The sequence below is a fragment of the Methyloversatilis sp. XJ19-49 genome (genome assembly GCF_024580145.1).
Lineage (GTDB): Bacteria > Pseudomonadota > Gammaproteobacteria > Burkholderiales > Rhodocyclaceae > Methyloversatilis.
Map to the genome: position 1 here is coordinate 176,327 of NZ_JANINI010000006.1, position 12,565 is coordinate 188,891.

13 protein-coding genes are annotated in these 12,565 nt (G+C 67.6%); 5 read left to right on the forward strand and 8 right to left on the reverse strand.

What is annotated here, in order from left to right; translation table 11 throughout:
- Nucleotides 1-114: 114 nt before the first annotated feature.
- Genes NMQ16_RS09355 through NMQ16_RS09365 form a run of 3 tightly spaced genes read right to left on the reverse strand, consistent with a single transcriptional unit; the run spans nt 115 to nt 2,026 of the window.
- Complete coding sequence (locus NMQ16_RS09355; RefSeq protein ID WP_257080297.1) at nt 115-531, reverse strand: DUF2177 family protein; 417 nt, start codon at nt 529-531, stop codon at nt 115-117.
- The gene (locus NMQ16_RS09360; protein WP_257080298.1) at nt 528-1,820 is read right to left on the reverse strand and encodes a sorbosone dehydrogenase family protein; all 1,293 of its coding nucleotides are present in this window, start codon (nt 1,818-1,820) and stop codon (nt 528-530) included. Before NMQ16_RS09360 ends, NMQ16_RS09355 begins: the two co-directional genes overlap by 4 nt.
- Before the next feature lie 47 nt (nt 1,821-1,867).
- The gene (locus NMQ16_RS09365) at nt 1,868-2,026 is read right to left on the reverse strand and encodes a DUF3309 domain-containing protein (RefSeq protein ID WP_257080299.1); all 159 of its coding nucleotides are present in this window, start codon (nt 2,024-2,026) and stop codon (nt 1,868-1,870) included.
- A 231-nt stretch (nt 2,027-2,257) separates the two neighbouring features.
- On the opposite strand from NMQ16_RS09365, the gene NMQ16_RS09370 reads away from it, so the two are divergent.
- The 4 genes from NMQ16_RS09370 to NMQ16_RS09385 all read left to right on the forward strand — a co-directional run bounded on the left by NMQ16_RS09370 (nt 2,258) and on the right by NMQ16_RS09385 (nt 7,097).
- Nucleotides 2,258-2,803 carry a hypothetical protein gene (locus NMQ16_RS09370; protein ID WP_257080300.1) on the forward strand — a complete coding sequence of 182 codons (546 nt, stop codon included), beginning with the start codon at nt 2,258-2,260 and terminating at the stop codon, nt 2,801-2,803.
- 81 nt (nt 2,804-2,884) lie between these two features.
- Nucleotides 2,885-3,706, forward strand: coding sequence for an alpha/beta fold hydrolase (locus NMQ16_RS09375; RefSeq protein ID WP_257080301.1), 822 nt, complete (start codon nt 2,885-2,887; stop codon nt 3,704-3,706).
- Nucleotides 3,707-3,767: 61 nt separating this feature from the next.
- On the forward strand, nt 3,768-5,861 hold the full coding sequence (locus NMQ16_RS09380; protein WP_257080302.1) for a catalase: 2,094 nt from the start codon (nt 3,768-3,770) through the stop codon (nt 5,859-5,861).
- Between the two features lie 570 nt (nt 5,862-6,431).
- A complete protein-coding gene (locus tag NMQ16_RS09385) occupies nt 6,432-7,097 on the forward strand; it encodes a hypothetical protein (RefSeq protein ID WP_257080303.1) in 666 nt (221 codons plus the stop codon).
- Here NMQ16_RS09385 and NMQ16_RS09390 read toward each other — a convergent pair.
- Nucleotides 7,048-8,103: a glycosyltransferase family 8 protein gene (locus NMQ16_RS09390; protein ID WP_257080304.1), complete on the reverse strand. Its 1,056-nt coding sequence runs from the start codon at nt 8,101-8,103 to the stop codon at nt 7,048-7,050. The genes NMQ16_RS09385 and NMQ16_RS09390 overlap by 50 nt on opposite strands.
- Nucleotides 8,104-8,406: 303 nt before the next feature.
- Between NMQ16_RS09390 and NMQ16_RS09395 the strand changes: the two genes are divergently transcribed.
- Nucleotides 8,407-8,973 carry a hypothetical protein gene (locus tag NMQ16_RS09395; RefSeq protein ID WP_257080305.1) on the forward strand — a complete coding sequence of 189 codons (567 nt, stop codon included), beginning with the start codon at nt 8,407-8,409 and terminating at the stop codon, nt 8,971-8,973.
- Nucleotides 8,974-9,340: 367 nt separating this feature from the next.
- Here the strand turns inward: NMQ16_RS09395 and msrA are convergent, their stop codons facing one another.
- From msrA to NMQ16_RS09415, 4 genes are all read right to left on the reverse strand, one after another.
- Nucleotides 9,341-9,958, reverse strand: coding sequence for a peptide-methionine (S)-S-oxide reductase MsrA (msrA, locus tag NMQ16_RS09400; RefSeq protein ID WP_257080306.1), 618 nt, complete (start codon nt 9,956-9,958; stop codon nt 9,341-9,343).
- Nucleotides 9,959-9,963: 5 nt separating this feature from the next.
- Entirely contained in the window at nt 9,964-10,473 is a 510-nt protein-coding gene (msrB, locus tag NMQ16_RS09405; protein WP_257080307.1) for a peptide-methionine (R)-S-oxide reductase MsrB, read from the reverse strand.
- A gap of 341 nt (nt 10,474-10,814) precedes the next feature.
- On the reverse strand, nt 10,815-12,104 hold the full coding sequence (locus NMQ16_RS09410; protein WP_257080308.1) for an RNA polymerase sigma factor: 1,290 nt from the start codon (nt 12,102-12,104) through the stop codon (nt 10,815-10,817).
- Between the two features lie 16 nt (nt 12,105-12,120).
- Entirely contained in the window at nt 12,121-12,534 is a 414-nt protein-coding gene (locus NMQ16_RS09415) for a YciI family protein (RefSeq protein ID WP_257080309.1), read from the reverse strand.
- Nucleotides 12,535-12,565: the final 31 nt, after the last annotated feature.

Consider the following 12,565-nt stretch of genomic DNA (forward strand, 5'->3'; position numbering starts at 1 on the left):
GTTGTGGGAGCGGCGCAGGTGTTGTGGGAGCGGCGGCCTCGCCGCGATCGATACCGCGATGATCGCTGATCAACGCGCCGATCGCGGCGAGGCCGCCGCTCCCACGGGCCAACCTCAGCCCGCGGCGCTCCGGTCGAGCATCCATTTGCCTGCGGTGGCGGAAGTGGCGCTGACGAAGATGCCCCAGGCGATGTCGATCAGCACGATGCGAACCGGCCAGTCCTTGAGTGTCGCAAGGTTGGTCAGGTCGTAGGTCGCGTAGGCGAAGAAGCCGAACAGCGCGGCGGCGATGAGGGTCTGCCCGAGGCCGGGCTGCGCAGCGAATGGCCGGATCGTGAACAGCGTCAGTCCGACCGCATAGATGAAGTAGAACAGCACGGCCACCGGAATGACCGGCCGCTCGGCCATCAGGTGGCCGATGCCCTGCTGGTAGGTCGATTTCGCGATGACGCCGAGCCAGACGAGGTCGAGGATGACCATCACGACGAGCGTCGTCGTGATGGCGGCGGCAAGCCTGAAGGTCGTGTTCATTTCGCTGCCGCCGTGACGCGCCAGATCGTGTTGCCGACATCGTCGGCCACCAGCAGCGCACCCTGTCGGTCGAGCGCGACGCCCACCGGCCGGCCGTAGGCCTCGCCGTCCGGGCTCAGGAAACCGGTCAGCACATCGACCGGTTCGCCTGTGGGCTTGCCTTCGCCGAACGGCACGAAGATCACCTTGTAGCCACTGTGCGGCCGGCGGTTCCACGAGCCGTGCTGGCCGATGAACATGCCGCTGGCGAATGCCGCGGGCAGCGTGGTGCCCGACGACGACGCCAGGCCGAGCGAGGCGGTGTGCGGCCCCAGTGCATAGTCGGGCTTGCGGGCGCGTGCCACCAGCGCCGGCTGCTGCGGCTGCACCCGCGCATCGACATGCTGGCCGTAGTAGCTGTAGGGCCAGCCGTAGAAGTCGCCGTCGCGCACCGAGGTGAGGTAATCGGGCACCAGGTCGCTGCCGATTTCGTCGCGTTCATTCACCACCGTCCATAGCGTGTTGCGATGCGGCTCCCACGCCAGCCCGTTCGGGTTGCGCAGGCCGGTCGCGAACAGACGGTGCGTGCGCGTCCCCAGATCCACCTCCCAGATGGCGGCGCGTCCTTCTTCGGCCGCCATGCCGCGCTCGGCGACGTTGCTGTTCGAGCCGGTCGTGACGTAGAGCAGGCTGCCTTCCGGATTGGCGATCAGGTTCTTCGTCCAGTGATGGTTGATCGGCCCGCCGGGCAGATCGACCAGCTTGACGCCGGGTGCGGTGATTTCGGTGTTGCCGGTGACATATGGAAAGCCGAGCACCGCGTCGGTGTTGGCAACGTACAGCGTGTCGCCGACCAGCGCCATGCCGAAGGGCGAATTCAGGCCGGCAAGCAGCACGCTGCGCAGGTCGGCGACACCATCGCCGTCACTGTCACGCAGCAGGGTGATGCGGTTGGCACTGGGTACGCCGGCGCCGGCCCGTTTCATGACCAGTCCGCTGATCCAGCCCTTGAGTCCCTTGCCGTCGTCCGGAGTTGCCGGTGCATTGCTCTCGGCCACAAGGATGTCGCCGTTGGGCAGCACGTGCAGCCAGCGCGGGTGATCGAGGCCGCGCGCGAAGGCGACGACCTGTGTACCAGATGCGGCGAGAGGCGCGCCGCCCTCGGGCCAGCCGATGGCCGGCGCGATGTTCACGGTCGGCAGCAGGCTGCTGACCGGCGTCGGCAACATCGGCTCCGGCCCGGTTCCTGCGGCGACCTGAAGTTTCGCCGTGTCGCCGCAGCCGGCGAGCAGCACGCAGAGCGCGAACATCGCCCCCGTCAGATGGCACGGGCGCGATGCCGCAACCCTGCGCTGCGTCATATGCGACCCATCAGCAGCAGCACGATGAGCACGATGACGACCAGACCCAGGGCGCCGCTCGGGCCGTAGCCCCAGCTGCGGCTGTGGCCCCAGGTCGGGATGACACCGATCAGGATCAGGATCAGCACGACCAGCAATATGGTTCCAAGACTCATGAATTGTTCTCCGACATATCTGTATACGGGCTCGCATCCTGGTCATTGGGGCAATCCTTGTCTGTGCGCTGACGGACACAGCGCGGGTAAGGCATTCAAGGGCTGAAGGAGGGGACATCCGCACGCGGCACCGGCAGCGCGTGCGCTGGCGAACAGACCTGATGGCGGCGGGTGAATACAACGGTACGCATGTTCCAGCGGACCGCACCTTCTGCATCGGATGATCGCACCATGAACCTTCTGTTCCGCATTTTCGCCCCGAGCGCGCTCGTGCTGCTGTCCCTGCCGGCGCTCGCAGCCGGGCCGATGACCCGCTTCGAGTTCGAACTCGAGACAGGGCGCATCGCGTCGACCTTCACCCACGCGAGGGCCGTGTGCGATGCACTCACGAGCAATACCAAGGACATCTGCGTCGAGGAAGCGCGCGCCGTGCAGTCCATTGCGCATGCCGAACTCGCATTCCGTCGCAGCGGCCATCTGTCCGACGCCGCAGCCATACCCGTGGTGCGCGCCGAAGCCGGGTACGCCGTTGCGCGCGAACGATGCGACGAGCAGGTGGGCGCGGACAAGGCGCGCTGTCTTGCCGAAGCCAAGGCGGCACAGGCGGGCGCTCTGGCCGAGGCCAAGGCCGGCGCCGGGGGCAGCATTGCCCGGACGCCGGTCGACACCCGGCGCAATGCCGACTACCCGCGCGCGGTCGCGAAATGCGAAGCCATGGCGAGCGATACGCGCAGCCACTGCCTCACGGCCGCCCGCAAGAAGGCCGGCAAGACCTGAAGTGCCCGCGCTCCGGGAATGATCGACCGGCCGCGCTCCGCGCGAACCGGCATGCACTGAATCGAAGGAACGGAGATCACCATGAACCATGTCACCACGCGCGACGGCGTGAAGCTCTACGTGAAGGACTGGGGTCAGGGCCGCCCGGTCGTCATGACCCACGGCTGGCCGCTGTCGGCCGACAGCTTCGACGACCTGTCGATGGCCATCGCCGACGCTGGCATGCGCGCCATCAGTTACGACCGGCGCGGCTTCGGCCGCTCGGACCAGCCATGGACCGGCTATGACTACGACACACTGTCCGACGACCTGGCCGACGTGCTCGAGCAGACCGGCGCGCATGACGCCACATTGCTCGGCTTTTCGATGGGTGGCGGCGAGGTGGCGCGCTACATGTCGCGCCACGCCGGCAATCAGGTGAAGCAGGCGGTGCTGGTGTCGTCCACGCTGCCGTTCCGGCTGAAGACCGGCGACAACCCGGATGGCGTCGAGCAGGCGAAGTTCGATGAAACCGCCGCCGCCATCGCACAGGACCGCGCGGCCTTCTGGCCGCCCTTCTTCAAGAACTTCTTCGGTGTCGGCATGGTGTCGCATCCGGTCAGCGACGAGGTGATGGCCTGGGCCTGCTCGGTGTCGATGCAGGCCAGCCTGAAGGCGACACTGGCCTGCGCGAAGGCCTTTTCGAGTACCGACTTCCGTGGCGACCTGGCGTCGTTCACGGTGCCCACGCTGATCATCCACGGCAGTGACGACAAGATCGTGCCGATCGAATCGTCATCGCGCCTGACCGCGCGCGCCATCCTGCACGCCCGCTTCATCGAGTACGAAGGTGCGCCGCACGGCCTGTTCGCCAGCCACAAGGAACGCTTCATCGCCGACGTGCTCGAGTTCCTGCGCGGCTGAACCCCACGCCACCGATTGCCCGCGCCTGCGCGCCCCACAGAACATCCGAAGGACACCCCGCATGAAGAAGCATGACAGCAAGGAAAAGACCACCCCCCCTCAATCCGCCGACGGTTGTCCCGGCAACGGCGGCGAACTGCATCAGCCGGCCGGCGCAGACCATCCGGTGCTGACCACGAATCAGGGGCTGGCGATTGCCGACAACCAGAACTCGCTGCGCGCCCATCCGCGCGGGCCGACGTTGCTGGAAGACTTCATCCTGCGCGAGAAGATCACGCACTTCGATCATGAGCGCATTCCGGAACGCATCGTGCACGCACGCGGCAGCGGCGCGCATGGCTACTTCGAACTGACGCATTCGCTGGCCGATTACACGACCGCGAAAGTGCTGACCGAAGTCGGTACCCGCACGCCGGTGTTCAGCCGCATGTCGACGGTGGCCGGCGGCTCGGGCTCGGTGGACACGCCACGCGACGTGCGCGGCTTCGCGATCAAGTTCTATACGCAGCAGGGCAACTGGGATCTGGTCGGCAACAACATTCCGGTGTTCTTCATCCAGGACGCGATCAAGTTTCCCGATCTGATCCATGCCGTGAAGATGGAGCCGGACCGAGGCTTCCCGCAGGCCGGATCGGCGCATGACACCTTCTGGGACTTCATCTCGCTGACGCCGGAATCGATGCACATGGTCATGTGGGCCATGTCCGACCGTACGCTGCCGCGTTCGCTGCGCATGATGGAAGGCTTCGGCATCCACAGTTTCCGGCTGATCGACGCGGCGGGCAAATCGACCTTCGTCAAGTTCCACTGGCGCCCGGTGCTCGGCCTGCAATCGACGGTATGGGACGAAGCGGTCAAGATCGCCGGCGCCGACCCTGACTTTCACCGGCGCGACCTGTTCGAGGCCATCGCCGCCGGCAGTTTTCCGGAATGGACCTTTTCGGTGCAGCTGTTCACCGAAGAAGAGGCGGCCGCTTTCCCGTTCGACCATCTCGACTCGACCAAGCTGATTCCGGAAGAACTGGTGCCGCTGCAGGAGATCGGCCGCATGGTGCTCGACCGCTGGCCGGACAACTTCTTCGCCGAAACCGAACAGGTGGCGTTCTGCCCGTCGCATCTGGTGCCCGGCATCGACTTCTCGAACGATCCGCTGCTGCAGGGGCGTCTGCATTCCTATCTCGACACCCAGCTGTCGCGCCTCGGTTCGACCAATTTCCACCAGATTCCGGTCAATGCGCCGAAGTGCCCGTTCTCGAACCAGCAGCGCGACGGCCACATGCAGATGGGTCAGCCCAAGGGGCGCGTGTCCTATGAACCCAATTCGCTGGCCCCCGACCTGGCGCGCGAATCGCCGGATACGGGGTTCCGCAGCATGGCCATCGACGAGGGCGGGCAGCGCGGCCGCATCCGCGCCGACACGTTCGCCGACCATTACAGCCAGGCGCGCCAGTTCTGGCGCAGCCAGACCGAACATGAGCAGGCGCACATCGCCTCGGCACTCGTGTTCGAGCTGTCCAAGGTCGAGCACCTGCATATCCGTGCCGCGATGGTCGGACATCTGCGCCACATCGACGAGGCGCTGGCGCGACGCGTGGCCGACGGTCTCGGCATGATCGACCTGCCGGCGCCGCCCGTTGCGGCACGCCCGGTGCAGGATCGCGAGCCGTCACCGGCGCTGCGCACCATCGGCAAGGGTCGCAACACGCTGACCGGACGGGTCGTCGCCATCCTGATGAACGACGGCACGGACGATGCGGCGATCGAAGCGCTGCACACGGCGCTGGTCGAGGCCGGTGCCACGGTGAAGCTCGTCGCACCCAAGGTCGGTGGCGCGAAGCTGCGCGATGGTTCGACGTTCGCCGCCGACGGCCAGCTCGCCGGCACACCGTCGGTCATGTTCGATGCGGTGGCCATCGTGCTGTCGTCGTCGGGTGCCGTCGAACTGTCTGCCGACGCCGCGGCCATCGATTTCGTGCGCGATGCCTTCGGCCACCTGAAGGCGCTTATGCTCGACGATGGCGGTCGCACGTTGCTGAAGGCCGCCGGCATCGTTGCCGATGCAGGGGTGTTCGATGTCGACGATCACGCCGGCTTCATCGCGGCCGCGGGTACCCGCCAGTGGGCGCGCGAAAAGACCGTGCGCATGCTGGCCTGACACAGCGCTCGCTGCGCGCGCCGTGCTGGCGCGGGCGGTGGAGCGGCCCATGTGGGAGCTGCCCCCCTGTGGGAGCCGTCCCCCTGTAAAAGCGGCACCCTGTGGGAGCGGCGGCCTCGCCGCGATCAGTGCAGCGACCATCGTTGTGCAGAGCGCGTATCGCGGCGAGGCCGCCGCTCCCACAGCCAGTGGCTCCCACAGCCACTACCCCTCAAAGCCGCCTCCCGCGACATCCGGTTCGGCTTCACCGCGAGCAACGGTCTCGCCGACGATGCGCATTTCGGCCTCGGTCTGGCCGGATTCGCTGCCCGCGCCGGACGGAACTGAACGTCTGCCGGGCGGTGCCGCTGTCCGGCGTCGCGTCCGGGGCGGGGACGGGCCTTACCTTCGTTCAGCAGTCGTTCCGGCCGGGCAGAGCTGACGATCCTGAGCTAAACCTTGATGAAGGCGGCCCGGTGACGTCATAGCGCAAGGCGTCGCCTGCCGTGCGAACGCAGAGGTCCGGTTTGCCGTTCCACTTGAATTCAGCAGGTCATTCTTCACTGCATGTCCTCGAGGAGGTGCAAGGCCATGAAGTTGCGATGTCTGATCGTTCTTTCTGTTCTGGCGAGCGCGCTGGCCGGGCCGGCGCGCGCCGAGTTGCTGCCACGTCTCGGCGGGCTGGCGTATTACGACACCGCGGCCGACCTGACCTGGCTGGCGGAAGCCGATTACGCCCGGACTTCCGGCTACGACGCGGACGGGCTGATGACCTGGGTGGACGCGAAAGCCTGGGCGGCGGGACTGGACATCGGCGGAGTGACCGGCTGGCGACTGCCTTACACGGCGCAACCGGACTCGAGCTGCAGTGCGCAGGGGGCGGGTTTCTCGCTCGGTACCGGGTGTACCGGCAGTGAGCTGGGCAACCTGTTCTACAACGTGCTAGGCGGCGAGGCGACGATTGCCATCACCGACACCCACAACGCCAACTTCGACCTGTTCTCGAACATCCAGGTAGCGGGTTACTGGTCGGCCGACGCGTTCGCCGGCGATCCGACCGGCCAGACGGCGTGGGCCTTCGGCATGGGCGGTGTGCAGGTCTTCGTGAATGTGTCCACGCTCGAACCCCGTGCCTGGGCGGTGCATGACGGCGACGTGTCGGCGGTACCGATGCCGGCGGCTGCATGGCTCTTCGGTTCCGGGTTGCTCACCCTGCTTGCCGTGCAGCGCGCACGCCGGTCTCTGCCGGCAGGTTGAAGGTCGCAGCCGCCCTGCGGCCCGGTGCGACCGCCTGCTTCCTCTTCGCGGGGCGGCAGGAGAAGTCGGTGTCGAAGCAGTTCAGGTAGTCGGTCATGGCGCCGATGCTCAGCAGATGCTTGAGATAGGCGCGTGCAAGTTTCGGCGGCCAGCCGCGGCGCGCCGGGTCGATCGCGGCGAGATCCGTTCGCGCCGGGTAATGACGTTGGGCGAACGCCCGGTAGGCGCGCCGGAAACGCGGCGGCAAGGTGCATGCGGTGTCGCGCCAGGGCTTGTTAGGTCCGATGAAGTGTACGAATTTCGGCTCCACCAGATCCGCAAAGAAGCGCGACGACCAGGTGTATTGCCAGTTCCACACCGGACTCAGTTCCGTCCAGTCGCCGTCGAGCGCAAGGTTGAGCAGCGACTGGTCGTGCCGCAGCACGGCTTCGGGCGATATGGCGAGCACCTGCAGACAGCGCCCGAGTATGCGTTCTGACTGGTAGCGTTCGACGTCGATCAGCAGCATGCCCGAGTTGAAGTAGGGCGAGGCCGGCCGGCCGAGCGTGCGGTTCTCCGGGACGCGCCGCCCTGGAGTGCGCCATTGCACGTTGTCGCGCACCGCGCCGATGACCGCGCCGAGCAGGTCGATGTCGAGCAGCTGATCGATGCCGGCGCTCATCGGCATGATGTCGCTGTCGAGGTAGAGGATGCGCCGGTAGCAGCCCGCGACCGCGCCGGGAATGAGCAATCGCAGGTAGGCCGCCGCGCCGTGCCGATCGGCCTGGGTGCCGGTGCGGAACGGGTTGCCGGGCGGCAACTTCATCAGTTTGAGTCTGGTGCCAAGCAACCCCGGTGGCAGCACGAGGTCATCCTGCGAGAACACGCAGATGTCGAAGGTGCGGTCGGGGTGCAGCAACGCGATCTGTTCGGCCATGAAGAACGCGTAGGGTGCGTAGTTCACGTCGCACGCCATCACCACGGCAGTGTCGTGCGGCACGCCCTGGCGGATGTCATGTTGCGTCATGCGGTGGCTGTCCGGAAAACTGCCCGTCTGACCGGGCTGACGAATACATCGTGAACGCGCGACATTAAGTGCCGCTTAACGCAAGGTCGGGACGCACGGTGGGGCGTATCCGGAAGGGATGCCGACGTGCGCATGCCCGGCCACGTCGCCGGTTCGCCACCGCACAGACCCGGCACATCGCAGCTGCCATGCTGGGGCAGTCGAAGCGCCCGATGGTCGGGCGCGCGTCCATCGCGGATGTCGTCGGGCGCCGTGTGGCGCAGCGACCCGGCATCCGCGTGGCATCCACAGAAAAGGGCCGTCATGACATCCATCATCGCCGGGCGCCTGCAGCGCCAGGACCAGGTTGAACTCGCCATCACCGAACTGCTGGCCGCCGGCTTCCCGCGCGACGGCATCAGTGCTTTCTACGTCAATCCGGCCGGGCAGCATGATCTGTATCCGGTCGGCGGCGATCGCGACGAATCACCCGGCGCATCCGAAGCCGACGAGGGACTGCTGCGCGGCGCGGCCACCGGTGGCGCCATCGGTGCCGCCGTGGGTGTGGCCGGCATCGCCGTGATGGGACCGGTCAGTTCGGTCCTCGGCGCGGCAGTCGGTGCGCATATCGGCACGCTGGTGGGCAGCCTGTCGCAGATGAAGGAAGGCGGCGAGGACGAGGCGGGTACCGATAACGCGCTGCCGCAGCGTGAATCCGGGATGGTGGTGGCGGTGGCGTTGAACGGGCAGGGCAGCGAGGCGCAGGTGATCGCCATCCTCGAAGCGCTCGGTGCCGACCAGATCGAACGCGCCGACGGTACGATCGCCGCCGGCGACTGGGGCGACTTCGACCCGCGCGACACGCCGAACCTGATCCGGGATCCGGCGTGAGCCCTGTGGGAACGGCAATGTTGTGAGCGCCCCCTGTGGGAGCGGCGGCCTCGCCGCGATGGTGCAGTGACCATCGTTGTGCAAAGTGCATGTCGGCCTGTGGGAGCGGCGGCCTCGCCGCGATGGTGCCGTGACCATCGTTGTGCAAAGTGCATATCGACCTGTGGGAGCGGCGGCCTCGCCGCGATGGTGCAGTGACCATCGTTGTGCAGAGCGCGTATCGCGGCGAGGCCGCCGCTCCCACAGGGACACCCCACAGGGACACCCCACAGGGATGCAGCCCTCGGTAGTCCTGGTGTGCGCCCGTGTCCCGGACTTCGCGGATGATCAAGCCGTCACGGAGGCAAAGCGGTTGATGCTCAGGTGCTCACTTCCCGCCCCACAGCTCCTTCAGCCGTGCATCGCGGCCGCAGCTCCAGCGGTAGTACTGGTAGCGCGCCGGATTCTTCTTGTAATAGTCCTGGTGATAGTCCTCGGCCGGGTAGAAGGTGCTCGCCGTGTTGATTTCGGTGACGATGGGCGCCTTGAAGGGCTTGGTCTTCTCCAGTTCGGCCAGCGAGCGACGCGCGGCGTCGAGCTGCGCGGCGTCATGCGCGAAGATGGCACTGCGGTAGGAGTGGCCGGCGTCGCAGAACTGGCGGTCTTTCGTGGTCGGGTCGATGCTGCGCCAGAAATGGGCCAGCAGCTGTTCGTAGCTCACCTTCGCCGGGTCGTACTCGATCAGCACCGCTTCGGCGTGGCCGGTGGTGTCGGACGACACCGTCTTGTATGTCGGGTTGGCGGTTTTGCCGCCGGTGTAGCCCGAGGTGGTCGACAGCACGCCCGGCACCTTGTCGAAATCGACCTCGACGCACCAGAAGCAGCCGCCCGCAAAGGTGGCTTTCGCAACCGCCGGCGGTGCAGCCGGTGCAACGGCAGGCGCTTGCGCGAACACGACCGCGCACAGCGCGGCGCCGGCCAGTGCGCCGATCAGCTGTTTCGTCACGGCGCTCACGCCTCGGCCGGCGCGAAACGCAGCGCGATGCCGTTGTTGCAGTAGCGCTTGCCGGTCGGCGCCGGGCCGTCGTCGAAGACATGGCCCTGATGGCCGCCGCAGCGCGCGCAGTGGTATTCGGTGCGCGGCAGGATGGCCTTGAAGTCGGTCTTGGTGCCGAGTGCGCCGGGCAGCGCGGTATGGAAGCTGGGCCAGCCGGTGCCGCTTTCGTATTTCGTGTCGGACGAAAACAGCGGCAGATCGCAGCCGGCACAGTGATAGGTGCCGCGGCGCTTCTCGTCGTTCAGCGGGCTGCTGCGCGGACGCTCGGTGCCTTCATTGCGCAGCACCGCGTACTGGCCGGGCGACAGGCGTTTGCGCCATTCGGCGTCACTGAGCTTGAGCGGGGTGGGTGCACCGCTGGCGGCGGCAGGTGCGTCGGCCGCGATCACGCGGGCGGCGACGGCGCCGAGCGCGCCGGCTGCGATCACGCCCAGCCATTCGCGGCGGTTGATGTGTCGGTTCATGCAGAATCTCCTCGTAGGTATGCAGTGCGGCGCATGGCGCCTCAGCGGACATGCCCGGGTCGGGCAGCCTCATGCAGGATCAGACCGGCAGGGCAGGGTCAGGCTTACAACGGCCGGCGGCACGGGTGCGCACTGCGACACGCAGCCCATGCGATGTTCGGGCGGACATGCGCTGTGCTGTGTCGGACAGTGCGGATGGCCGCGAAATCCCGCGGTGTGAAAGAGGATGCGAACCGGCGGCGGTGCGCGAGCGGCGGGACCAGGACGTTGCGGCCGCTTGCGGCGCCGGCACAGGACCCGGCACCCGCCGCCGGACCGGGTGCGACTTCAGTTGCGTCCGCTCAACCGCTCCCTGCATTTCGTGCGCAGTGTGCAGCGCGCTCGAGCAGCAGTGTGCGCTCGCGCCCGTTCTGCGTCAGTGCCGCCGCGCGCCTGAACTCCGCTGCCGCCTCGTCCAGCCGGCCGAGCTTGTCCAGCAGATCGCCGCGCACACCGGGCAGCAGGTGATAGTGACGCAGCGCCGGGTCATCGAGCAGCCGGTCGATGATGTCCAGCCCGGCCTGCGGCCCGAAGGCCATGGCAAGGGCGACGGCCCGGTTCAGCTCGACCACCGGTGAGGGCGCGAGCTCGGCCAGCGCGTCGTACAGCGCTGCGATGCGGCCCCAGTCGGTATCGGCGGCGGTGGCGGCGCGCGCGTGGCAGGCGGCGATGGCGGCCTGCAGCGCGTACGGGCCGTATCCATCGGGTGAAGCGGCGCGTTCGAGTGCCGCCAGGCCACGCCGGATCAGCAGCCGGTCCCAGCGGTTGCGGTCCTGCTCGAGCAGCAGGATGGGCGCGCCGGCTGCATCGACGCGCGCGTGCAGCCGCGACGACTGGATTTCCATCAGCGCCACCAATCCGTGCACTTCCGGTTCGGCCGGCGCCAGCACGGCCAGGATGCGGCCCAGCCGCAGCGCCTCTTCGCACAGCGTCGGGCGCATCCAGTCGTCACCCGCGGTGGCCGAATAGCCTTCATTGAAAATCAGGTAGATCACCTTCAGCACCGACGACAGCCGTTGCGCCAGTTCGGCCGGCGGCGGCAGTTCGAACGGCACGCGGGCCTCGGCCAGCGTGCGCTTGGCGCGGACGATGCGCTGGGCGATCGTCGCTTCAGGCACCAGGAAGGCGCGCGCGATGTCGGGCGTACCCAGGCCGCCGATCAGGCGCAGCGTCAGCGCCACGCGCGCCTCGAGCGACAGCACCGGGTGGCAGGCGATGAACACCAGACGCAGCACGTCGTCGCCGAGCGGGTTGTCGACGGCGGCTTCGAGCGCGGCGTCGGGTGCCGGCGGCGCGCCGTCCTGCAACTGACCTTCGAGTTCGAACGCAATCTCGTCGGCCTTGCGTGCGTGCAGCGTGCGCTGGCGCAACAGGTCGATGGCGCGGTTCCTTGCCGCGGTCATCAGCCAGGCGGCCGGATTGTCGGGTATGCCTTTCGCCGGCCACTGTTCGAGCGCCGTCAGCAGCGCGTCCTGCGCCAGCTCTTCGGCCAGGCCGACATCGCGCACCCGGCGCGCCAGCGCACCGACGATGCGCGCCGATTCGATGCGCCACACCGCATCGAGCGTGCGGTGGATGTCGGGCGCGCTCATCAGCCGCGCCTGTGCGTCATGAGGCGCCGGCGTCCATCGCGCGGAAGCGGTCGATCGCCTCGCCCGGCGCGAAGTCGTCCAGCTCGAACAGCTGCCTCACTTCTATTTCGGCGTCGACGCCTTCACCGGCCGGATTCGGAAAGCGGCGCGTCCATTCCAGCGCTTCTTCGCGGCTGTTTACCTGGATCAGCGTGTAGCCGGCGATCATGTCCGCGCGCTCGGCGAAAGGTCCGTCGGTCACGCTGCGCGCGCTGCCGCGGTAGCGGATGCGCCAGCCGTCGGCGCTCGGCTTCAGGCCCGAGGCGTCGAGCAGCACGCCCGCCCGCATGAGCGCTTCGTGATAGCCGGCCATCGCGGCCAGCAGCGGTTCCTCGGGCATCACGCCGGCTTCGGTGTCGCGCGTGGCCTTGACGATGATCATGTAGCGCATGGCGGGCTTCTCCTGCGGTTGCGTGCGAATG

Bases quoted from the DNA above. Each gene is read 5' to 3' on its own strand.
- NMQ16_RS09365 (WP_257080299.1), bottom strand. From the start codon at position 2,026: ATGAGTCTTGGAACCATATTGCTGGTCGTGCTGATCCTGATCCTGATC.
- NMQ16_RS09355 (WP_257080297.1), bottom strand. From the start codon at position 531: ATGAACACGACCTTCAGGCTTGCCGCCGCCATCACGACGACGCTCGTC.
- NMQ16_RS09375 (WP_257080301.1), top strand. From the start codon at position 2,885: ATGAACCATGTCACCACGCGCGACGGCGTGAAGCTCTACGTGAAGGAC.
- NMQ16_RS09385 (WP_257080303.1), top strand. From the start codon at position 6,432: ATGAAGTTGCGATGTCTGATCGTTCTTTCTGTTCTGGCGAGCGCGCTG.
- NMQ16_RS09370 (WP_257080300.1), top strand. From the start codon at position 2,258: ATGAACCTTCTGTTCCGCATTTTCGCCCCGAGCGCGCTCGTGCTGCTG.
- NMQ16_RS09415 (WP_257080309.1), bottom strand. From the start codon at position 12,534: ATGCGCTACATGATCATCGTCAAGGCCACGCGCGACACCGAAGCCGGC.
- NMQ16_RS09380 (WP_257080302.1), top strand. From the start codon at position 3,768: ATGAAGAAGCATGACAGCAAGGAAAAGACCACCCCCCCTCAATCCGCC.
- NMQ16_RS09360 (WP_257080298.1), bottom strand. From the start codon at position 1,820: ATGTTCGCGCTCTGCGTGCTGCTCGCCGGCTGCGGCGACACGGCGAAA.
- NMQ16_RS09395 (WP_257080305.1), top strand. From the start codon at position 8,407: ATGACATCCATCATCGCCGGGCGCCTGCAGCGCCAGGACCAGGTTGAA.
- msrB (WP_257080307.1), bottom strand. From the start codon at position 10,473: ATGAACCGACACATCAACCGCCGCGAATGGCTGGGCGTGATCGCAGCC.
- NMQ16_RS09410 (WP_257080308.1), bottom strand. From the start codon at position 12,104: ATGAGCGCGCCCGACATCCACCGCACGCTCGATGCGGTGTGGCGCATC.
- NMQ16_RS09390 (WP_257080304.1), bottom strand. From the start codon at position 8,103: ATGACGCAACATGACATCCGCCAGGGCGTGCCGCACGACACTGCCGTG.